Raw genomic sequence first — 19,410 nt, forward strand, 5'->3', positions numbered from 1 at the left:
CCGCGCAAGCAAGCGCCCTCGCCACGGAAGGGGCGACGCCGGTCATTTATGGCCGACGTCCAGCCTGGTGTAGGTCACTTTCCCGCCTTCGCTGGCGTACCCGACGTTGTCCAGGGTGTAGACGCCGGCCTTGAAGTAAAAGTCGTAGGCGTACCAGGAAGGGTCCAGCTTGACCTGCTTGCCGAGGCTGTTGATCAGCACGGTGAGCGTGCCTTGCTTGTCCATCTGCAACGCATAGGTGAAGGCTTTGTTCAGCGCCATGTTCGGCACGCTGAAGAGCACCGGGCTCTTCACGTCCTTGGGCTTGACCCGGTATTCCACGTCGAGGTTGCCGGTGCCCTTGGCGTAGCGATACACCAGTTTCAGCAGCGGGGCGGGGGCGTCCTTGGCGTGGATCTGCGCCACCACGACCCGTCCTTCCGACGGTACCTGGTTTACCGACAAGGTGCCGTTGAGGGTGTTGAGGCCACTGTTGTAGCGCCAGTTGCGCAGCTTGCCGTCCTTACCGGTTTCCCGCAGTTCGGAGCGCGGGAAGTCGCTTTTGCCGGTGTGGGAACCGGTCACCGGTGCCCAGAACACGATGCGCTCGCCGTTGCGGTTGAAATACGGGCTCTGCAGCGTCGGCATGGCCTTGGTGGCTACGGTCAGGGCCGGCGTTTGCACGGGCAGGGTGATGTTCCAGACAGTCAGGTCAATCATGCTCAAGCGCTCCAACGGGGCTGGCCGTCGTTCATCGATACTTGGTCTGCTGGGCAACCAATGGCCTTGCCGGGCGCAGTGACTGGTTTATCGACGGCGCGCCGTTTCGCTGGAGCGGCAACTGACGAGCGGCTCTGGGTGGCGCCTCGCAGCTGAACAAGTGAATGCTGTCAATCTGATGCTGATCGGTTAGAGTACGCGCCGCCCGAGAGATGGATCCCGGGCGTTTTCCCATGGAGTATTCAATGAACCACCTCAGCAAGATCGCTGCCTGCGCACTGCTCGGCCTGGCCCTGGCGGGCTGCACCGGCGCCCCGATGAAAACCCAGCAATACGACAGCAGCCAATACACCGTAGTCGGCCACAGTGAAGCCAAGGCCACCGGCCTGCTGCTGTTCGGGGTGATCCCGATCCAGCAGAACAGCCGTTTCGTGCGCGCCCAGACCGCTGCGATCAAGGCTAAGGGCGGCGACGCCATGATCAACACCCAAGTCCAGGAAAACTGGTTCTGGGCGTGGGTCCTGACCGGCTACACCACCTCGGTGTCCGGTGATGTGGTCAAGCTGAAGAACGTTCAGTAAGCCATCGCTGTGGCGAGTCAGCGTCTCCCTCGCCACAGTCCCCTCAGTGCCCCCCGACCACCATCCGACTGAACGGCACCACATACGCCTGCAACGTCACCAGCCCGCCCACCAGGATCGCCAGCACGACCGAGTGGAAGAATACGTAGCGCAGGATTTCCCCTTCATGGCCGTACCAGCGAGTCGCGGTTGAGGCGACCACGATCGATTGCGCATCGACCATCTTGCCCATCACCCCGCCGGAACTGTTCGCCGCCGCCATCAGCACCGGGCTGATCCCCAACTGTTCCGCCGTGACCCGCTGCAAGCCACCGAACAGCACGTTGGACGCCGTGTCCGAACCGGTCAGCGCCACGCCGAGCCAGCCCAGCAGTGTGCCGAACATTGGGTAGAAGATGCCCGTCGCGGCGAAGGCCAGACCCATGGTGGCGTCCAGCCCCGAATAGCGCGTGAGGAACCCCAGGGCCAGCATCGCCACGATGGTGATCAGCGAATAGCGCACCACCCAGAGCGTGCGCAGGTACTGGCGCAGCAGTTGCGGGATCGAATAGCCCATCAGCAGGCCGCCGAGGATGGCCGCCAGGAAGATGCCGCTGCCGGTGGCGGTGAACCAGTTGAACTTGTAGATCGCTTCCTCGGTTTTCGGTTGTGGCACCACCGGCGGGACTTTCTCGATCTGCTGGTGCAGGGTAGTGAATGTCAGCATCGGCGAGAACAGCGGATTGGCCTCGCGCACCGGCTTGCCTTGCTGATCCAGCTTGACCGACTGGGTCTGCGGGTCGAGCGCCGGACGGGTGTCGAACAGGTTCTTGAAGCCCTGGGTGCCCCAGGCGAAGACGAACACGGTGAGGATGATCCACGGCATCCACGCCCGCAGCACGGCCGGGCGCGCATCGCTGGCGAACGCACCGCCGGCGACGGGCTGCGCCTGCTCGCTGGCCTCGATCTTCGAGTCATCGACCCGCCCCGACAGCGCGGCGGAGGTGTGCACCGTGGCCGGTTTCCAGACCTTGAGGAAGCCGGTCAGGCAGGCCATGGAAATCAGCGCGGCAATCACGTCCACCAGCATCGGCCCGTGGTAGTTGGAGACCAGGAACTGCGGGATGGCGAAGCTGACGCCGGCCACCAGGATCGCCGGCCAGATTTCCAGCATCTTGCGCCAGCCGGCGAATGCCCAGATCAGCCAGAACGGGACGATGACCGAGAAGAACGGCAGTTGCCGGCCGACCATCATCGACAGCTCCATTTCATCCAGGCCGGTGACCTTGGCTAGGGTGATGATGGGCGTGCCCAGGGCGCCGAACGCCACGGGCGCGGTGTTGGCGATCAAGGCCAGGCCCGAGGCGGCCAGGGGCGAGAAGCCCAGGCCGATCAAGATGGCCCCGGTCACCGCCACCGGCGTACCGAAGCCGGCCGCGCCTTCGAAGAATGCGCCGAAGCAGAAGGCGATCAGCAGCAATTGCAGGCGCCGGTCGTCGGTGATGCGTGCGAGGGAATCCTGCAGGACCTTGAACGAGCCGTTCTCGGTGGTCAGGCGGTGCAGGAAAATGATGTTGAGCACGATCCAGCCAATGGGTAACAGGCCGTTGGCCGCGCCGTACAACGCCGCCGACCCGGCCATCCCGGCGGGCATGCCGAAGGCGAAGATCGCGATCAGCAGGGCCGACGCCAAGGCCAGCAGCGCCGCCAGGTGCGCCTTGATATGAAAGAACGCCAGGGACGCCAGCATCACCACCACCGGGACCGCCGCCAGGAGCGTCGACAGCACTGCATTACCGAAGGGATCGTAGACTTGTTGCCAGACCATGTTCCACCTCTGCTTTTTATTATTGGAAGTGCAGGCCCCGTGGGGGTTGGCAGAACAGTATAGAAGGGGATTGGGCGGCAGGCCGTCCCGTCAGTTTTGCTCCTCTCGCAGCGCCAGGCTCAAGCCATCGCAGCTTTGCGACCAGGCACTCAACCAGGGCGCCAGCGCCGGCGACTGTTCGGCCAGCCCCAGTGCGCGGATGAACTCACCCGGTGCAACCGTGCCCCGGGCCGAGCGGAACAGGCCCCGCATGATCACCACGCCGACCACGCGCCCCTGGCTGATGAAGCGATGCTCCATGAAGGTCCACTTGTCGTCCCAGCCGAGCATCCGCGAGTGCACCTCGAACGCTTCGAACAACTTGAGTTCGCGCCGGAACTTGCCCCAGACATCCCCCACGATCGGCACCGCGCGTTGGCGCAGGGCGACTTTGTAGGCGCCGCTGCGCAGCACGTAATCCATGCGCCCGACGTCGGCCAGGGTGAAGTAGCGCCCGTTGGTGACGTGGCGGTTGAGGTCCAGGTCCAGTGGCCAGACGCGCATCCGCACCACGGTGGTGCCCAAAGGGTCAGTGGGCTTGCGCCAGGGACGACGCAACAGCATCAACAAGAGTCGGAACCAGAGATTCATGAGCACGCCACCAGGATGGAAACGGCGCACTTTAGCGGCGTGGTCGAGGCCGGGCTAGGTGCGTAAATGACTGTTTTTCGGGAAAACGCGCGTTTGGGGCAGGTCGCGGAGCCCGAGGTTTATGCTGGAACCTGTGGCGAGGGGATAAATCCCCTTGCCACATAAGTGCCTCTACCCTGCAGGTTATACCGGCAACATCAGGCCTTGGCGGCTATTGCCGTCACTTCCACGCGCATGCCTTCTACTGCCAGCGCCGCCACGCCCACGGCCGCGCGCACCGGCCAGGGTTTGGCGAAGAAGCGTTTGTAGACTTCGTTGAAGGCACCGCGATCCGCCATGTCGGTAAGGTAGATGGTCAGGTGCAGGACCCGGTCCATGGAGCTGCCGGCGCGCTCCAGGGCGGTCTTGAGGGCTTGCAAGGTGCATTCGCTTTGCAAGGTGATGTCGCCCAGCTCCAGGCTGCCATCGGCCCGGGTCGGGATCTGGGTGGAAACCAGCAGGCCGCCGAAGCCGGCAACGTCGGAGGAGATGGAATCTGCGTCTGGGTCGGGGGTGAAGGTGATGTCTGGATTGGCCATGCAAGTCTCTTGTTCGAAAGGATGAGGGGCGGTGTTGCGCGGCCAGTTTACCGTCCCTCGTCGAGCCTTTCGTGATTTCCTTGAGTGGCGCTGTCAGCCTCGGCCCTGGATCAGCCGTTGGGGTGGCGGGATGTGTCCGAGGGGTGGGTTGATCAGCGCCGCGCTCGCCGCGATCTGCTGCGCCTGTTCCCAATCCAGGTCGGGCCGTAGCCACTGGAGGGCTTCCTCGCCGGTGAAGGCCAGCAGGCGCTGCTGCTTGCTGGCGATGTCGCCGTAGGTCACCAGGGTCAGGCCGTCGCAGCCGTTGGGTGTTTCGCTGGCCTGGGCCAGGGCCGCGAGGAAGATCGGCGCGCCCTGGTTGGACGCGGTGTAGCTCAGGCGCGGGGAGGCGGGCGCCACGGTGGCGTCGGCCGACTCGTACCAGCCGTTCACCGCCACCAGCACCCGGCCCTCGCGCTTGATTCGATCGAAGACCTTGGAGCGCATCACCAGGTGCAGCGGCAGATGGGTCAGCGGCGGCATCGTTCCGACGGACCAGATCGGCGACCAACCCCAGCGCACCTTGATGCACTCCAGGCGCCCGCCCCGGCAGCGAATGGCACTGAGCTGCATGTTCGGCTTGATCAGGTTCTGCTGGTCGTGGGGTTTGAACTGAGCCGTCACCGACAGCCCGGCGGCGGGCGCACAGGCCTTGAAACCCGTGCCGTGGGTATCGCGTTGGGCAAAAAACGCCAGGGACTCCTTCGAGGAAACCTGTTGGACTAGGCATTCGTACATGGCGAAACTCCGGCAGTGAACTGCAAGGACACTCAATGCGCCCGCCGTTCAAGCCGTGATGCCCCGTCGCTTGCAGCGGTGTCATGTAGCTACGAGCCGTAGCGAGACGCTTGGTTCGAAAATCCTGAGGGCGGGGGGACGAGTGGCGGGTGGGCTGGGCCGAAACCGCCGGATCGGCGTGCAGCCCTGTCGAGGCGGGCCGCCACCGTCATTTGCGGGCCTGGATGAAATCCACGAAGGCCCGCAGCGGCGAGGGCAGGTAGCGGCGGCCGGGGTAGTAGAGGAAGGGGCCGGTGAAGCGCTGCCACCAGGGTTCGAGGACCGGTTCGAGGGCGCCGCTGTCGAGGTAGGGGCGCAGCCAGTCTTCGAACAGGTAGATTACGCCTAGCCCATCCAGGGCGGCCTGGACCGCCAGGTCCACCGCGCCGCCGATCCGCACGATCAACGGGCCGCTCGGGTCGACGCTCACGGTTTCGCCGTCGCGTTCGTACTCCCACGGCGGCATGGCGCCGCTGGCGAACTTGCCCCGCAGGCAGGCGTGCTGGAGCAGGTCCCGCGGGTGTTCGGGGCGGCCCCTGGCGTCCAGGTACGCCGGTGAGGCCGCCGTGGCGAAGCGTTGGAAACGCGGGCCGATGGGGATAGCGATCATGTCCTGCTCAAGGCGCTCGTCGTAGCGGATGCCGGCGTCGCAACCGGCCGCGAGCACGTCCACGAAGCTTTCTTCGGCAATCACCTCCAGGCGAATGTCGGGGTAGCTTTTCAGGAACGGCGTGACGATCGCGGGCAGCACCAGCCTGACCGCGCTGGCCGGTACGTTCAGCCGCAGCGTGCCCGAAGGGCGGTCGCGAAATTCGTTGACCACGTCCAGCGCCGACTCGACCTCGCCCAGGGCCGGCACGATGCGCTCCATCAACCGGGCACCGGCCTCGGTCGGTACCACGCTGCGAGTGGTGCGGTTGAGCAGGCGCACGCCCAGGCGGCGCTCCATCCGGCGTACCGCATCGCTGAGGCTGGAGGCAGACTTGCCGCTGAGCCGCGCGCCTTCGCGAAAGCCCCCTGCGTTGACCACCGCCACGAAGGCCAGCAAGTCTTGGATATCCGCCGCCATTGTTCTCTCCGTCGTACAAGCTGTGCCGATTGCACCCGATTATCAGCGCAATGGTCAATGCTTATAGTGCTCGTACTTTCATTGATCCAAGGGGCACGCGATGAGCATTGCAGACAAGGCAGGCACTTTTCTACTGGGCGACCGTGCGGTCAAGCGCATGGGCTACGGGGCGATGCAACTGGCGGGGCCCCATGTATTCGGGCCACCCAAGGACCCGGCGGCGGCCGTCGCGGTGCTGCGTGAGGCCGTGGCTAGCGGGGTCAACCACATCGACACCGCCGACTTCTACGGCCCGCACGTCACCAACCAGTTGATTCGCGAAGCGTTGCACCCCTACGCCGAGGACTTGACCCTCGTGACCAAGGTGGGCGCAGTGCGCGGCGCCGATGCATCCTGGAACCCGGCCCAGAGCCCCGCCGAGTTGACCCAGGCGGTGCACGACAACCTGCGCAACCTGGGCCTGGATGTGCTGGATGTGGTCAACCTGCGGGTATGGGGCAATATGAATTCGCCGTCGGACGAATCCATCGAGCAAGCCTTCACGGCCCTGGCTGAGTTGCAGCACCAGGGGTTTATCCGGCATTTGGGCGTGAGCAACGTCACCGCCGCGCAGGTCAGGCAGGCCCAGGGCATCGCCAAGGTTGTCTGTGTGCAGAACCACTTCAACCTGACCCATCGGGCCGACGAGTCCCTCATCGCCGAGCTTGGCCGCGAAGGCATCGCCTACGTGCCGTTCTTCCCGTTGGGCGGCTTCACGCCGTTGCAATCGCAAACCCTGTCCAGCGTCGCGGCGCGCCTGGAGGCGTCGCCGCTGTGCGTGGCCCTGGCGTGGCTGCTGCAACGGGCGCCCAACATCCTGTTGATCCCGGGTACGTCATCGTTGGCGCACCTGCGGGAAAACCTCAGTGCCAGCGAGCTGACCCTTGCACCGGCGCTGCTCGCCGAGCTGGACGCCTTGGTGGAGGTGGGCTGACGTCGGGCGCGCGACTCAGTCCGGCTCCGGCCGATGCTGTTCGGACCAGCCGTGGGTCGGCCGGGCGCGGTCTTCGTTGAACATTTCTTCGAGCAATGCGTTGGCTCGTAGGTAGGCGTTGTGGCGGAAGTCGAGGTCGTCCGCCGGGTGGGCCACGATCTCGTCGAGCATCTGCAGGTTCAGGCGACGGAACTGGTCCGCGCGCTCCCGTGCCTCGTAGCTGCCCACACCCATCTGCACCAGGGCGCTTCGACCCAGCGCCAGCGCGCTTTCGAAGGTTTCTCGCTCGGCGGCCTCCACGCCCAGTTGCCGCAGGGCGATGATGTGCCCCATGTCCCGGGCCCGGGCAAGCAGCTTCAAGCCGGGGAAGTGTTCCCGGACCAGGCGCGTCAGCTTCAGGTTGTCTTCCTGGTCGTCGATCGCATTGATCATCACCACGGCCTGGCCCGCGCCGGCCGCTTCCAGCAGGTCGAGGCGGGTGGCGTCGCCGTAGAACACTTTCACGCCGAATTTGCGCAAGGTCTCGATGTTGTCCGGGTCGTGGTCCAGGACCACCACCTCGACGCCGCAGGACATCAGCAGGCGGCCGGCGATTTGCCCGAACCGGCCGAACCCGGCGATGATCACCCGGGGCGTCTGCGGGTCGACCAGGTCGGATTCCTGGCGGTTCTTCTTGCTGGCGGACTCCATGCGCGCCAACAGCAGGATGAGCAACGGCGTCAGGCACATGGACAAGGCCACGGCCAGCGTCAGGCTTTTACCCCATTGCTCGGTCAGGATGCCCGCGACCGTCGCGGCGCCGAACACCACGAAGGCAAATTCGCTGCCCTGGCCGAGCAGCACCGCCTGCCATGAGCGCTGGCCACCGGGGACATTGAGCACGCGTGCGATAAGCCGGATCACCAGCAGCTTGATCAGGATGAAACCCAGGGTCAGGGTCAGGACCTTCAGCGGCGCATGGATCAGGGTGCCGAAGTCGATCGACATGCCCACGCCGATAAAAAACAACCCCAGCAGTAAGCCTTTGAACGGCTCGATGTCGCTTTCCAGGGCGTGCCGGTATTCCGAGCTGGCCAGCAGCACCCCGGCGAGGAATGCGCCCATCGCCATCGACAGGCCGGCTTCCTCCAGCAGGAACCCGAAGCCGAATACCAGGAAGAGGGCGACGGCACTGAAGATTTCCCGCAGGCCGGATTTGGCGACAAAGCGCAGCAGCGGCCGGGAAACGTAACGGCCGAGCACCACGACAAGGCCGACTGCCGCGACGATCTTGCCGATCGACAAGGCCAGGTCGGCGCCTGACGGGGTTCCGCCGTGGGCCGCCAACAGGGGGATCATGGCCACCAGGGGAATGGCGGCGATGTCCTGGAACAGCAGCACGGCAAAACTGCTGCGCCCCACGGCAGTCGCGGTCAGGTTGCGCTCACTCATGGCCTGCATGGCAATGGCCGTGGAGGACAGGCTCAAGGTCAGGCCCACCAGCAGCGCCGCCGTCCAGTTCAGGCCAAGCAGCGCGCAGAACGAGGCGATGGCTGCGCCACAGGCGAGCATTTGCAGCGCGCCGCCGCCAAACACCATTTTGCGCAGCGCCCACAAGCGCTTGGGGTCCAGTTCGAGGCCGATGATGAAGAGCATCAGCACCACGCCGATCTCGGCGAATTCCAGGATCGCCTTGACGTCGGTGACGAACTTCAGGCCCCAGGGACCGATGGCGCAACCGGCGAGCAGGTAGCCCAGCACCGGGCCCAGCCCCAACCGGACGGCGATCGGCACGATCAGAGCCGCCGAGCCCAGGTAGATGAGCATTTCAATCAGGCTATGTGTTTCCATTTCAATCGTCCTTCCAGGCGGCCAGGCGAGCGCAATAGTGCTCGATTTGTGCGTCTTGGGCGTCGCAGGCACCGGCATACGCGCCGTGCACGGCTACCGGCTCCAGCCACCGCATGTGGCAGTAGAGGGCTGTCGCGTGGAGGGGTTGGGCCAGCGCCAAAAAACCGGGGTAGTCGCCCATCTGGAAATGATCGTGCGCGCCACCGGTGGTGACGGCCCACAGCAAGGGCTTGCCCTTGAGGGCGACGGCGCCCTTGCCATAGGCCCAGCCCTGGGTGAACACCTTGTCGATCCACAATTTCAGCAGTGGCGGGGCGCTGTACCAGTACATCGGGTGTTGCAGCACCACCAGTTGCGCTTGCTCGACTGCCCGCTGTTCGGCCTCGACATCGATGTCGAAGTCCGGGTACAGCTCGTAGAGGGAGCGGATGACCACGTCCGGGTGACGGGCGGCGCGCCTGAGCATCTCCTGGTTGACCCGCGATTTATCGGGGTAGGGATGGGCGTAAATGATAAGAATCATCGGGTGAACTCCATAACGTTCAATTGGCTCCGTCGATCCTTTGGCACACGTGAGCGAAGGGGGAACGATTGCGCCCGAGCGCGGTGTCGGGCAGAAAAAAAGCGCCTTCCCGGACAGGGCCGGGGCAGCGGGGCCGGACATCCTATCGAGGAAGGCGCCGATTGTTTAGCGCATTATTCATCGTGGGGTTTTTCCAGCCGTTGCCGGGCTAACCATTCAAGGGCAGCAGGACCTTGGCCTCCAGTCCACCACCGTGACGATTGTTCAGGCTCAGCGTCCCGCCATGCTCCAGCACGGTGGCCCGGGCTGCTGACAGGCCCAGGCCGACACCGCCGGTGTTTTTGTTGCGTGAGCCTTCGAGGCGGAAGAACGGAGCGAATACCCGCTCCTGGTATTCGGGGGCAATGCCTGGGCCGCGGTCGAGGATGCGAATCTCGACGTGATCGGTCCAGGCCTTGAGTTGCACCGCCGGTTCGCTGCCGTACTTGATCGCGTTGTCGATCAGGTTCACCAAGGCGCGCTTGATCCCGATGGGCCGGCCGACATAGACGAACCGCTGGGCGCCCTCGAAGGCCACCTCGATGCCGGCGTCCTTGAAATCATCGACGACGGTGTGCAGCAGTTCGGCCAGGTCGAAGGCGGTGGCATGCTCCAGCCGGGCGTCGTCGCGGAAGAACTCCAGGGCCGAGTTGACCATCGCCTGCATCTCGTCCACGTCCCTGAACAGCCGGGATTGCTGCTCGGCATCGTCGATGAACTCCCCGCGCAGGCGCATGCGGGTCAACGGTGCCCGCAGGTCATGGGAGATGGCGGCGAGCATTTGCGTGCGGTCTTCGATGAAGTGCCTGAGCTGGGCCTGCATGGCATTGAAGGCGAGGATCGCCTGGCGGATTTCGTAAGGGCCGATCACGGGAATGGGCGGGGCCCGGTGATCCACGCCAAAGCGCCTGGCCCCTTCGGCGAAGCGTTCCAGAGGCGCGGCCAGGTGCCGGGTGGCGACCAACGCCACGATGAAGGTCGACAGCAGGATCAACGCCAGGATGATCAGGTTGCGCTCCCAGTCTTCCAGCCCCCAGTTGCGCGCGGGCATGGAGAACATCACCCACGAATGATCACTCAACTCGATCAGCGCGGCGTAGCGCCCGCCGGGTTCGCCAGCGGGCCAGTCGCTCGGCTCGTAGCCTTCTATCCGCGCATCCGGCCTGCCCAGTTGCTGGCGCAGCCGCGCCGCGCCGTCGTTGTATTGCGGGTCGTCGTCGATCACCGGCACTCGTGCGTCGTCGTGGTGTTGCAGCCATTGCGTGTTGAATGCCTGGTCGCTGGCGGCCCTGGCGATGGCGGGGCGCTGTTCGGGCGTTGCCGAGTCGATGATGCGGCTGATGGCGGAGATCTTTTCGAACAGGCCGGTTTCCATCAGGGGCGGGCGCGCCCAGGCATCGGCCAATTGGCTGAACAGCGCGTTCAGGGCCAGCAACGTCAGCATGGCACCGAGGGTCGTCAGGGCGATCCAGCGCGCCAGGGTGTCCCGTGGGCGCTTGGCGCCCGAGCGCGGCGGTTTCATCGTTTTACCACCTGGGGCGTGAACAGGTAGCCGCCGTTGCGCACGGTGCGGATCATCGACGCGCCGGTGCTGTCGGTTTCCAACTTGCGGCGTAGCCGGCTGACTTGCACGTCGATGCTGCGGTCGAACGCGTCGTAGGTCTCGCCACGGGCCATGTCCAGCAACTGCTGGCGGCTGAGCACCCGGCGCGGGTGCTCGACAAAGACCAGCAACAGTTCGAACTCGCCGGTGGAGAGCGGGATCATGACGTTGTCCGGTGAACGCAGTTCGCGGCGGGTGACGTCCAGTTGCCAGTTATCGAACGCCAGCACCCAGCGGGACGTGTCGTTGGCGGGGCTCCTGGTTTCGCCGGTGCGCCTGAGGACGGCGCGGACCCGGGCCAGGAGTTCGCGGGCATCGAACGGTTTGGTCAGGTAGTCGTCCGCTCCCAGCTCCAGGCCCACGACGCGATCACTCAATTCGCCCATGGCGGTGAGCATGACGATGCCCACGGTGTGCTCGGCCCGCAGTCGCTGGCACAGCACCAGGCCACTGTCGCCCGGCAGCATGACGTCGAGGATGATCAGGTCCGGCAACCGGCGTTCCACCGCTTGCCAGAGGGCGCGACCGTCGGCGGCCACGTCCACGCTGTAGCCATGTTGTTCGAGGAATTTGCGCAAGAGGGCGAGGACTTCGAGGTCGTCGTCCACCAGTAGTAAATGGCTCACGGCGGGCACGCTGGGCAAGGAATACAGGCGTCGATACTAGGGTCAATCCAGGGCCCGCGTCATATATTTCAATTCGGAAATAAAGTTGCCGCTGGGCAATGTTGCGGAAATCTTCGGGCAAGAAAACGGCGGCAGGATTGCGCCGGTGTCAGTCAGTTTGCCTGCGACCACACTCGCCACGGGCATTCAGGCAGCACTTCCTCAATTCCTTGCGAGACAGCCCCGTATGCCGCTCACCGATCCCGCTTCGTTACGTGTTCGATATTCCCTGGTCCTGGCACTCGCCGCCTTCGCCAGCGGCTGTGCCCAGACGCCGGCGGCCACGCCCGGCCGTTGCGAGCATGCGCGCTATGGCGTCCATGATCCCGCCGAGCCCATCAATCGCGGCATCTTCGCCTTCAACCGGACGGTGGATGACTATGCGCTGGCCCCGGTGGCCCGCGGTTACCGCAAGCTCCCTGGGTTCTTCCAGGCCGGGGTGCACAACTTCGTGGCGAACTTCGGCGAGCCCAAAGTGTTCGTCAACGACCTGCTGCAAGGCAACGGCCAGCGCTCGGTCAACACCCTGGGCCGTTTCGTGATCAACACCACGGCGGGCATCGTCGGCCTGGTCGACGTCTCCGGCAAACTGGGTATCGAACGCCACGAGGCCGATTTCGGCCAGACGTTCGGCGTCTGGAACATCGCGGCGGGGCCGACCGTGGAACTGCCGATACTGGGCACGGCCAACCTGCGGGACGCCACGGGCAAGGTGATCGATTTCATGGTCAGCCCGTTCGGTGACAACAGCAGCACCGTCGACACCCTGGGCACGCTCAACACCGCCGGCGGCATCGTCGATGGACGTGCGCAGGCGTTGCCGCTGACAGACGAACTGCGGACCCGACCGGACTATTACGCGGCCCTGCGAGAGGCCGTGGCACAGCGGCGCGCCGATGTTGTCGCCGAGGGCAAGCTGGGCGCCGTGGTGACCGGTCAATCAACATGCCCGGACGAGGAGAACGCCGATGAGTAGGGGCGCGCTGGTCTTGCATCGACGGATGCGCACGCTTGAGCAGGGGGCCTTGCACTGCCGCGAGGTGGAGCTGCACCTGGCCGAGGATGGGCGCCATGTGGTGCTCAGCCGCTATGTCGAACGGTTCAGCCAGGACCACGCCGGTTGGTGCGCCGTGCACCAGCATCGAGTGGCGTTGGTGGACATGGTGCGCTGGATGGTCGAGAACGGCGAGCGCTGAGGGCGCTGGCTGTCAAATTGCCAGCTTTTCCGGCCGCGGATCAATGAAACATTTCTACATACTTGAGGCTCAAGAATGGTTGTACGATGTCGTATCTAATGTGTTCGACTGTGGCCCGTTTCTCACAAAAAAAATAACGGAGATTCCATCCATGTCGAGCATTCCGTCCGTCGAAGGCAAGGCCGCCGCGCCCGCCCAAGGCCGCTTTGTACGAATACTCAAGCTTCTGGGCCCGGGCATCATCGCGGTCCTTTCCTGGCTCGGCGCCGGCGACCTGATCACCTCTTCGGTGGCCGGTGCGAACTACGGCTACGCGATGATGTGGGTGCTGGCGGTGTCGCTGCTGCTCAGGTACCTGATCGTCAACATCATCGCGCGCTTCCAGCTCTGCAATAACCAGGGCATGACCATCTTGCAGGGGTACGCCCAGCTCAACCCGTTCTTCGCCTGGTTCCTGCTGGTCTACGCGCTGCTCATGGGCCACTTGATGAACGCCTACATGATCAAGGGCGCTGGCGAGTCCCTGGCGATGCTGCTGCGGGTCGACTACCCGTTGCTGTGTTCGGTGGCGGTGGTGCTGGCGGTGTGGCTGCTGGTGGGGCGCAACATCTATTCGATGATCGAAGGGGTGATGAAGGCGCTGCTGGCGATCATGACCCTGGCGTTCATCGCCCTGGCCGTGATGTCCGGACCGGATGTGGTGGGGATCGTCAAAGGCACCATCGGCTTCAGCATTCCTGCGGACGAAGGTGTCCACGGTGCGCTGCTGGTGGCAGTCTCGGTGATTGGCGCGGTGGCCGGCTCGATTGCCAACTTCGTGCATCCATACGTCATGCGCCAGAAGGGCTGGACCGGGCCCGAGCACAAGCGCATCCAGCGCAACGACCTGCTGTTCGCGGTGTTCGTGGGGATTGTCATCAACCTGGCGATCTGGATCGTCGGTGCCGAGATCCTGCGGCCCAACGGCATTGAAGTCAAAACCCTGGGTGACCTGGGCAAGGCGTTGGAAATCTTCTTCGGCCCCATCGGCTGGTATGTGTTCTTCGTCGGCGTATTCGCCACGCTGTTCGCCAGTATTTCCGGCAAGACCACGGCGTTCCCGATGCTCATTACCGATGCCTTCCAGCACGTCCTGCCCAAGCGTCGGGAGCGCTACGGCAAGGAGTTCCACCGTGACCCGATGCACAAGTGGTTCATGCTCTTCATCCTCGTCACACCGTTGATCTGGTCGATGCCCGGCATGCCGGACTTCGTCACCCTGACCATCGGTGTCAGCGCGCTGAACATCGTCGGCCTGCCGGTCATTTCCCTGGGCCTGTTGATCATGTCCAACCAGAAATCGTTGCTGAGCAAGCAATACCGCAACAACCTGTTCGAGAACATCGCACTGCTGTTCGCGACGGGGCTGGCGCTGTGGGTGGCGTTCCAGCTGGGGGTCGATCTGTTCACCTGATGGGCGATAGGCCCGGCTCGATAGGGGACTGCTAGACTTCACCGTCCAGTCCCTCTCTCGGAGAACGCGGATGAACAACAAGAACACAATCTGTCTCTGGTACGACGGCGCTGCGCTGCAAGCGGCCCAGTTCTATGCGCAGACCTTCCCGGACAGCAAGGTGCTGGCCGTGCACCGTGCGCCGGGCGATTTCCCTTCGGGCAAACAAGGCGATGAGTTGACGGTGGAGTTCACGGTGATGGGCATCCCGTGCCTGGGGTTGAACGGAGGGCCTTCGGTCAAGCACGGCATTGCGTTTTCCTTTCAAGTGGCCACTGATGACCAGGCCGAGACCGACCGCTTGTGGCACGCGATTGTGAGCAACGGCGGGCAGGAAAATGCCTGTGGCTGGTGTACGGACAAGTGGGGCATCTCCTGGCAGATCACCCCTCGGGTCCTGAGCGAGGCCGTCACTCACCCGGACCAGGCGATCGCCAAGCGCGCCTTCGACGCCATGATGACGATGACCAAGATCGACATCGCGGCGATCGAGGCGGCAGTCAGGGGTTGATCACGGCTGATCCACCGCCTTCGCGAGCAAGCTCCCACAAATGGCTCTGCGGCGCCCTACCGCGCGCCTTTGTGGGAGCGAGCTTGCTCGCGAAGGCGTCGGCCGAAGACTTACCCCTTGCCACCCTCCGGCAACTTGGCAATCACCTTGATTTCAAACTCAAACCCATACAACCAGGTCACACCGACCGCCGTCAGGGTCGGATGCGGAGCGTTGCCCCAGAATTCGGGCACAACCTCCCAGATGGCCTCGAATTTCGCTTCGGGGTCGACGATGAAAACGGTGACGTCCACCACGTCGTCGAAGGTGCAATCGGCGGCCGCGAGAATCGCTTTCAGGTTGTTGAACGCCTGCCGCACCTGGGCTTGTAGCTCGGGCACCGGCGAACCCTCCTCGGTGCTGCCGACCTGCCCTGACACGAACAGAAACCCGTTGGAACGAATGGCCGGCGAATAGCGATTGCGCTCATAAAGCGCCTGGCGTCCGGCGGGGAAAACAACGTCACGCTGTGTCATGCAGACCTCCATCAATGGGCCGTGAGCGACCCGAAATCAACGATGAAGTCACTCTAGGGACTTGTGCCCAGGCGATAAACGAGCAACCTTGGCGATCACTGTTTGTAAAATCCAAACAATCCGACAAGTGCCGAGGCAGATATGGATCGTTTCGATGCGATGCAGGCGTTCGTGCGGGTGGTGGAGGCGGGCAGCTTCACCAAGGCTGCCGAGACCCTGCACATGAGCAAGACCACCGTGACGCAACTGGTCCAGCAACTGGAGGCGCGCTTGCGGGTCAGGTTGCTCAATCGCACCACGCGCAAGGTCAACGTCACCGCTGACGGCGCGGCCTATTACGAACGGGTGATCCGGCTGCTGGCGGACATGGACGATGCCGAGACCAGCCTCGCCGGTGCGCAGACCTTGCCCCGTGGACGGCTGCGGGTGGACGTGCCGAGTCCGCTCGCTGCCATGATCCTGGTGCCGGCCTTGCCTGCGTTCTATGCGCGGTACCCGGACATCCAGATCGACCTGGGTGTCAGCGACCGGATTGTCGACATGCTCGATGAAAACGTCGATTGCGTGGTGCGTGGCGGCGAGCTGGTGGATCAGTCACTGGTTGCCCGGCGCATCGGCGATCTGGCCCTGGGCATTTTCGCCGCGCCGGGTTACCTGGCGCGTCACGGCCCGCCGGATCATCCGCAGGCGCTGGAAGATTCCCTGCACCGTGTCGTTGGTTTCCTCTGGGCGCGCACGCGCAAACCCATGCCGTATGCGATGCATCGCCGGGGCGAGCGCTTGCAGGTCAAGGGCCGCTACGCGCTGGCCGTCGACGATGGCAACGCCTACCTGGCGGCGGGCCTCGCGGGGCTGGGGGTGCTGTGGCTGCCTCGGTACATGTCCAGGCCATACGAAGCGCAAGGCCAGCTCGTACCGCTTTTCGAAGACTGGCGCATAGACCCCATGCCGCTCTACCTGGCCTATCCGCCGAACCGCCACCTCAGTGCCAAGTTGCGGGTGTTCATCGAATGGGTCGCGGAGTTGATGGCGTTGCATGCGCCCGTTATCAATCGTCATGATCCGTGACTACTGACCGCTGCATGCATTTCCAAGCAAGGAAGACGGATGATCGCCCAGGCAATTGTGATACTGCTGGACTACGCGTTGTACCTGATACCCGGCCTTGTGCTCTTCGGGCTGTGGTTCGGCTTGACGCCCAAGGCCCTGACAGGAACGCGTATTTTGATTCTGCTGATGGCGTTCGTGCTGATGCGCGACGTGATGACACCGCTGCGCCTGTGGTCGCTCAAGGGTGACTTGCAGATCAGCTTTCTCGCCAACCCGTTCGTGCTGGCCACACTGGGGCTGTCGTCGCTGGGGCTGATCGCACTGAGTGCTCGCTTGTTGCCCGATCTGTGGCAACTGGTGGTGTTGTCCAAGGGGCGTCGATTGACGGGCGTTGCCCTGGGCGTCGGCGTGGGAGGCTTGATCGGCTTGCCGCTGCGGCTTTGTCAAGCGACTGATGCGGCAATGCTGCCAGGCTATTGGGCATGGTTGCCGGGCATGGTGGTGCTGGCCTATGGTGCCAATATGCTGGAAGAAGTGCTGTTTCGCGGTTTCCTTCAGGGCCATCTCGAACAGCACGTCAGCGCCCTGCGAGCGGCGCTGATCAGTGGTGTGGCGTTTGCGGCGTGCCATGGGTTCCTCGCCTTGAGCGTGACGTCGCTTGGCTGGCCAATTCTTCTTTTCACGTTGGTGGAGGGGTTGGCTTGTGGGTGGGTGCGCATGCGCCACGGGGTCGTGGCATCGACCGCGACGCACGGTACCGCGATCTTGCTGATGGCGGTACCGATGGTGGGCAACGGCTGAAGCAAACCAGATGCAAGAGGGGTCGAAGGTGTATCGATACCCTGGCCAAGAGGAACCACACCATGGACCGATTCACCGGCGGATGCCTGTGTGGCAACGTGCGTATCGAAGCCTCGGGCCGCCCTTATCGAGTGGGGCTTTGCCACTGCCTCGACTGCCGCAAGCACCATGGGGCATTGTTCTTCGCGGCGGCCATATTCCCTGAGACGGCGGTTAGGATCGAAGGCGAGACGCGCGATTACGACGGGCGTTTTTTCTGTCCGCGCTGCGGCTCGTCGGTGTTCGCCCGCAGCGGGGATGAAATCGAGGTGAACCTGGGCGCCCTGGATGCCCCTGATCAGTTGATGCCGACCTACGAGTGCTGGACCCGGCGGCGCGAGGCCTGGTTGCCGGCGTTCGTGCACATGAAACCGTACGCAGGCGACCGTAAGGGCCCTGGGCGGTCAGAGCCGTAGGCGATCAACCGAAGCCGACAATCGCCTTGGTCTCCAGATACTCCTCGAACCCATGGACGCCATACTCGCGGCCATTGCCCGAGCGCTTGTAGCCACCGAACGGCGCCATCGGATTCCAGGCCGGGTAGTTCAACAGCACCTGGCCTGCGCGGATGCGCGACGCCACGCTGCGCACCTGGTCGAGGTCCTGGCCCTGGACATGGGCCCCGAGGCCGTAGACGGTGTCGTTGGCGATGGCGACGGCTTCGTCCAGCGTGTCGTAGGGGATGATGCACAGCACCGGGCCGAAGATCTCTTCCTGGGCGATGCGCATGGCACTGTCCACCTGGGAGAATACCGTCGGCCGGGCATAGAAACCTTTGTCAAAGCCGGGCACGCGGCCTGGCCCGCCGCACAGCAATTTTGCGCCTTCCTCCAGGCCGAGGGCGATCATGCCTTGCACGCGGTTGAACTGCGCTTCGTTGGCGATGGGGCCGAGGACGGTGGCTTCCGATTGCGGATCGCCAACGATGATCGCGTTGGCGGTCGCGGCCGCGAGGGCTTCGACCTCCGCCAGGCGACTGCGCGGTACGATCATCCGGGTCGGTGCGCTGCAGGACTGGCCGACGTTGCGAAATGCCGACATCACGCCTGGCGGCACGGCCTTGGCCACGTCCGCGTCCGGCATCAGCAGGTTCGGTGATTTGCCGCCCAGTTCCTGGGTGACGCGCTTGACCGTGGGCGCGGCGGCCTGGGCCACCAGCGCGCCGGCGCGGTTCGAGCCGGTGATGGAGATCATGTCGATATCCGGATGCGCCGCCATGGCCGCGCCAACGTCGGCACCGCTGCCGTTCACCAGGTTGAAAACGCCTGGAGGGAGGCCGGCGTCATGCACCAGTTGGGCGAAGAGCAGGGCGCTCAACGGCGACAGTTCGCTGGGTTTGAGGACCACCGTGCAGCCGGCGGCAATCGCCGGGGCGACCTTGGCGGTGATCTGGTACAGCGGCCAGTTCCACGGCGTGATGAGGCCGCAGACGCCAATGGGCTCGCGGTCGATGGCGGTGCCGTTCTCGACCTTGCGAAACGCATAGGTGGCGAGCAGGTCACGGGCCACCCGGACATGTTCGGCCGCCAGCGGCACCTGCATGGCCCGGGCGAAACCGATGGCGGCGCCCATTTCCAGCGAGAGCGTCTGGGCCAATGCCTCCTTGTGTTCAAGGATCAGCTCATGGAGTCTGCCCAGGATCGATGCGCGCGTGGCCACCGGGGTCGCGGCCCACCCCGCAAAGGCCCCACGGGCGGCGGCGACTGCCCGGTCGACGTCCTCGCTGGAACCGCGGGCGACTTCGGCGATTACCGCTTCGGTGGCCGGGTTGACCACCGGTAGCGTGGCCGGGTGGGCCGCAAACGACCAGTCGCCGTTGATGTAAAACTGCCCATGCTTCAGCGGGCTATTCGAAGATCGGGTGGTCATCCAACGGGCTCCCATGGGCGTAATGCGATGGCCGGCAGCAGATCGCGATGCCGTTTCTCATCAATAAACTATCAAAGCCGTTGCGATGGCTTGTGCCGTTGTTGAGCCTGGCAAAGGATAATCT

Annotated in this window: 21 protein-coding genes; 9 read left to right on the forward strand and 12 right to left on the reverse strand. The window is 64.2% G+C overall.

Features of this window, described 5'->3' with window-relative positions; all coding sequences use genetic code 11:
- Positions 1 to 42: 42 nt before the first annotated feature.
- Positions 43 to 699: a polysaccharide lyase family 7 protein gene (locus tag V3H56_RS10110; protein ID WP_042731683.1), complete on the reverse strand. Its 657-nt coding sequence runs from the start codon at positions 697 to 699 to the stop codon at positions 43 to 45.
- A gap of 245 nt (positions 700 to 944) precedes the next feature.
- Here V3H56_RS10110 and V3H56_RS10115 point away from each other — a divergent pair, with 245 nt between their 5' ends.
- A complete protein-coding gene (locus V3H56_RS10115; protein ID WP_042731684.1) occupies positions 945 to 1,280 on the forward strand; it encodes a hypothetical protein in 336 nt (111 codons plus the stop codon).
- A 43-nt stretch (positions 1,281 to 1,323) separates the two neighbouring features.
- Here the strand turns inward: V3H56_RS10115 and V3H56_RS10120 are convergent, their stop codons facing one another.
- From V3H56_RS10120 to V3H56_RS10140, 5 genes are all read right to left on the reverse strand, one after another.
- The gene (locus V3H56_RS10120; protein WP_042731685.1) at positions 1,324 to 3,087 is read right to left on the reverse strand and encodes an L-lactate permease; all 1,764 of its coding nucleotides are present in this window, start codon (positions 3,085 to 3,087) and stop codon (positions 1,324 to 1,326) included.
- Between the two features lie 90 nt (positions 3,088 to 3,177).
- A complete protein-coding gene (locus V3H56_RS10125; RefSeq protein ID WP_042731686.1) occupies positions 3,178 to 3,717 on the reverse strand; it encodes a thioesterase family protein in 540 nt (179 codons plus the stop codon).
- A gap of 197 nt (positions 3,718 to 3,914) precedes the next feature.
- A complete protein-coding gene (locus V3H56_RS10130; RefSeq protein WP_042731687.1) occupies positions 3,915 to 4,295 on the reverse strand; it encodes a RidA family protein in 381 nt (126 codons plus the stop codon).
- 93 nt (positions 4,296 to 4,388) lie between these two features.
- Positions 4,389 to 5,072: an SOS response-associated peptidase family protein gene (locus V3H56_RS10135; RefSeq protein WP_212803627.1), complete on the reverse strand. Its 684-nt coding sequence runs from the start codon at positions 5,070 to 5,072 to the stop codon at positions 4,389 to 4,391.
- Between the two features lie 208 nt (positions 5,073 to 5,280).
- Positions 5,281 to 6,180 carry a LysR family transcriptional regulator gene (locus V3H56_RS10140; protein WP_338474536.1) on the reverse strand — a complete coding sequence of 300 codons (900 nt, stop codon included), beginning with the start codon at positions 6,178 to 6,180 and terminating at the stop codon, positions 5,281 to 5,283.
- Positions 6,181 to 6,280: 100 nt separating this feature from the next.
- Here V3H56_RS10140 and V3H56_RS10145 point away from each other — a divergent pair, with 100 nt between their 5' ends.
- Positions 6,281 to 7,153: an aldo/keto reductase family oxidoreductase gene (locus V3H56_RS10145; protein ID WP_042729107.1), complete on the forward strand. Its 873-nt coding sequence runs from the start codon at positions 6,281 to 6,283 to the stop codon at positions 7,151 to 7,153.
- Positions 7,154 to 7,168: 15 nt separating this feature from the next.
- Here the strand turns inward: V3H56_RS10145 and kefC are convergent, their stop codons facing one another.
- From kefC to V3H56_RS10165, 4 genes are all read right to left on the reverse strand, one after another.
- Positions 7,169 to 8,983, reverse strand: coding sequence for a glutathione-regulated potassium-efflux system protein KefC (kefC, locus tag V3H56_RS10150; RefSeq protein WP_338474537.1), 1,815 nt, complete (start codon positions 8,981 to 8,983; stop codon positions 7,169 to 7,171).
- Position 8,984: 1 nt separating this feature from the next.
- Positions 8,985 to 9,506 (reverse strand): glutathione-regulated potassium-efflux system oxidoreductase KefF, encoded by a 522-nt coding sequence (gene kefF, locus V3H56_RS10155; RefSeq protein ID WP_042729105.1) that lies wholly within the window; start codon positions 9,504 to 9,506, stop codon positions 8,985 to 8,987.
- Between the two features lie 208 nt (positions 9,507 to 9,714).
- Entirely contained in the window at positions 9,715 to 11,067 is a 1,353-nt protein-coding gene (locus tag V3H56_RS10160; RefSeq protein WP_042729104.1) for a HAMP domain-containing sensor histidine kinase, read from the reverse strand.
- On the reverse strand, positions 11,064 to 11,774 hold the full coding sequence (locus V3H56_RS10165) for a response regulator (protein ID WP_042729109.1): 711 nt from the start codon (positions 11,772 to 11,774) through the stop codon (positions 11,064 to 11,066). Before V3H56_RS10165 ends, V3H56_RS10160 begins: the two co-directional genes overlap by 4 nt.
- Before the next feature lie 226 nt (positions 11,775 to 12,000).
- Here V3H56_RS10165 and V3H56_RS10170 point away from each other — a divergent pair, with 226 nt between their 5' ends.
- The 4 genes from V3H56_RS10170 (at position 12,001) to V3H56_RS10185 (ending at position 15,012) form a co-directional block, all read left to right on the forward strand.
- On the forward strand, positions 12,001 to 12,789 hold the full coding sequence (locus V3H56_RS10170; protein ID WP_042729103.1) for a VacJ family lipoprotein: 789 nt from the start codon (positions 12,001 to 12,003) through the stop codon (positions 12,787 to 12,789).
- Positions 12,782 to 13,009, forward strand: a complete 228-nt coding sequence (locus V3H56_RS10175) for a hypothetical protein (protein WP_042729102.1) — start codon at positions 12,782 to 12,784, stop codon at positions 13,007 to 13,009. Before V3H56_RS10170 ends, V3H56_RS10175 begins: the two co-directional genes overlap by 8 nt.
- A gap of 151 nt (positions 13,010 to 13,160) precedes the next feature.
- The gene (locus tag V3H56_RS10180) at positions 13,161 to 14,462 is read left to right on the forward strand and encodes an Nramp family divalent metal transporter (protein ID WP_042729101.1); all 1,302 of its coding nucleotides are present in this window, start codon (positions 13,161 to 13,163) and stop codon (positions 14,460 to 14,462) included.
- 70 nt (positions 14,463 to 14,532) lie between these two features.
- The gene (locus V3H56_RS10185; protein ID WP_042729100.1) at positions 14,533 to 15,012 is read left to right on the forward strand and encodes a VOC family protein; all 480 of its coding nucleotides are present in this window, start codon (positions 14,533 to 14,535) and stop codon (positions 15,010 to 15,012) included.
- A 110-nt stretch (positions 15,013 to 15,122) separates the two neighbouring features.
- Here V3H56_RS10185 and V3H56_RS10190 read toward each other — a convergent pair whose 3' ends face one another.
- A complete protein-coding gene (locus V3H56_RS10190; RefSeq protein WP_042729099.1) occupies positions 15,123 to 15,527 on the reverse strand; it encodes a RidA family protein in 405 nt (134 codons plus the stop codon).
- 141 nt (positions 15,528 to 15,668) lie between these two features.
- Between V3H56_RS10190 and V3H56_RS10195 the strand changes: the two genes are divergently transcribed.
- From V3H56_RS10195 to V3H56_RS10205, 3 genes are all read left to right on the forward strand, one after another.
- Positions 15,669 to 16,595, forward strand: a complete 927-nt coding sequence (locus V3H56_RS10195) for a LysR family transcriptional regulator (protein WP_042729098.1) — start codon at positions 15,669 to 15,671, stop codon at positions 16,593 to 16,595.
- 39 nt (positions 16,596 to 16,634) lie between these two features.
- Complete coding sequence (locus V3H56_RS10200; protein ID WP_042729097.1) at positions 16,635 to 17,378, forward strand: CPBP family intramembrane glutamic endopeptidase; 744 nt, start codon at positions 16,635 to 16,637, stop codon at positions 17,376 to 17,378.
- 62 nt (positions 17,379 to 17,440) lie between these two features.
- Positions 17,441 to 17,833, forward strand: a complete 393-nt coding sequence (locus tag V3H56_RS10205) for a GFA family protein (protein ID WP_042729096.1) — start codon at positions 17,441 to 17,443, stop codon at positions 17,831 to 17,833.
- Positions 17,834 to 17,837: 4 nt separating this feature from the next.
- Here the strand turns inward: V3H56_RS10205 and V3H56_RS10210 are convergent, their stop codons facing one another.
- Entirely contained in the window at positions 17,838 to 19,286 is a 1,449-nt protein-coding gene (locus V3H56_RS10210; protein ID WP_042729095.1) for an aldehyde dehydrogenase family protein, read from the reverse strand.
- Positions 19,287 to 19,410: the final 124 nt, after the last annotated feature.

The organism is Pseudomonas sp. MS646, from assembly GCF_036693845.1.
Lineage (GTDB): Bacteria > Pseudomonadota > Gammaproteobacteria > Pseudomonadales > Pseudomonadaceae > Aquipseudomonas > Aquipseudomonas chlororaphis_E.

What these genes read in the sequence shown, in the direction of transcription:
- V3H56_RS10110 (WP_042731683.1), bottom strand. Translation starts at nt 699, where the DNA reads ATGATTGACCTGACTGTCTGGAACATCACCCTGCCCGTGCAAACGCCG.
- V3H56_RS10115 (WP_042731684.1), top strand. Translation starts at nt 945, where the DNA reads ATGAACCACCTCAGCAAGATCGCTGCCTGCGCACTGCTCGGCCTGGCC.
- V3H56_RS10120 (WP_042731685.1), bottom strand. Translation starts at nt 3,087, where the DNA reads ATGGTCTGGCAACAAGTCTACGATCCCTTCGGTAATGCAGTGCTGTCG.
- V3H56_RS10125 (WP_042731686.1), bottom strand. Translation starts at nt 3,717, where the DNA reads ATGAATCTCTGGTTCCGACTCTTGTTGATGCTGTTGCGTCGTCCCTGG.
- V3H56_RS10130 (WP_042731687.1), bottom strand. Translation starts at nt 4,295, where the DNA reads ATGGCCAATCCAGACATCACCTTCACCCCCGACCCAGACGCAGATTCC.
- V3H56_RS10135 (WP_212803627.1), bottom strand. Translation starts at nt 5,072, where the DNA reads ATGTACGAATGCCTAGTCCAACAGGTTTCCTCGAAGGAGTCCCTGGCG.
- V3H56_RS10140 (WP_338474536.1), bottom strand. Translation starts at nt 6,180, where the DNA reads ATGGCGGCGGATATCCAAGACTTGCTGGCCTTCGTGGCGGTGGTCAAC.
- V3H56_RS10145 (WP_042729107.1), top strand. Translation starts at nt 6,281, where the DNA reads ATGAGCATTGCAGACAAGGCAGGCACTTTTCTACTGGGCGACCGTGCG.
- kefC (WP_338474537.1), bottom strand. Translation starts at nt 8,983, where the DNA reads ATGGAAACACATAGCCTGATTGAAATGCTCATCTACCTGGGCTCGGCG.
- kefF (WP_042729105.1), bottom strand. Translation starts at nt 9,506, where the DNA reads ATGATTCTTATCATTTACGCCCATCCCTACCCCGATAAATCGCGGGTC.
- V3H56_RS10160 (WP_042729104.1), bottom strand. Translation starts at nt 11,067, where the DNA reads ATGAAACCGCCGCGCTCGGGCGCCAAGCGCCCACGGGACACCCTGGCG.
- V3H56_RS10170 (WP_042729103.1), top strand. Translation starts at nt 12,001, where the DNA reads ATGCCGCTCACCGATCCCGCTTCGTTACGTGTTCGATATTCCCTGGTC.
- V3H56_RS10175 (WP_042729102.1), top strand. Translation starts at nt 12,782, where the DNA reads ATGAGTAGGGGCGCGCTGGTCTTGCATCGACGGATGCGCACGCTTGAG.
- V3H56_RS10180 (WP_042729101.1), top strand. Translation starts at nt 13,161, where the DNA reads ATGTCGAGCATTCCGTCCGTCGAAGGCAAGGCCGCCGCGCCCGCCCAA.
- V3H56_RS10185 (WP_042729100.1), top strand. Translation starts at nt 14,533, where the DNA reads ATGAACAACAAGAACACAATCTGTCTCTGGTACGACGGCGCTGCGCTG.
- V3H56_RS10190 (WP_042729099.1), bottom strand. Translation starts at nt 15,527, where the DNA reads ATGACACAGCGTGACGTTGTTTTCCCCGCCGGACGCCAGGCGCTTTAT.
- V3H56_RS10195 (WP_042729098.1), top strand. Translation starts at nt 15,669, where the DNA reads ATGGATCGTTTCGATGCGATGCAGGCGTTCGTGCGGGTGGTGGAGGCG.
- V3H56_RS10200 (WP_042729097.1), top strand. Translation starts at nt 16,635, where the DNA reads ATGATCGCCCAGGCAATTGTGATACTGCTGGACTACGCGTTGTACCTG.
- V3H56_RS10205 (WP_042729096.1), top strand. Translation starts at nt 17,441, where the DNA reads ATGGACCGATTCACCGGCGGATGCCTGTGTGGCAACGTGCGTATCGAA.
- V3H56_RS10210 (WP_042729095.1), bottom strand. Translation starts at nt 19,286, where the DNA reads ATGACCACCCGATCTTCGAATAGCCCGCTGAAGCATGGGCAGTTTTAC.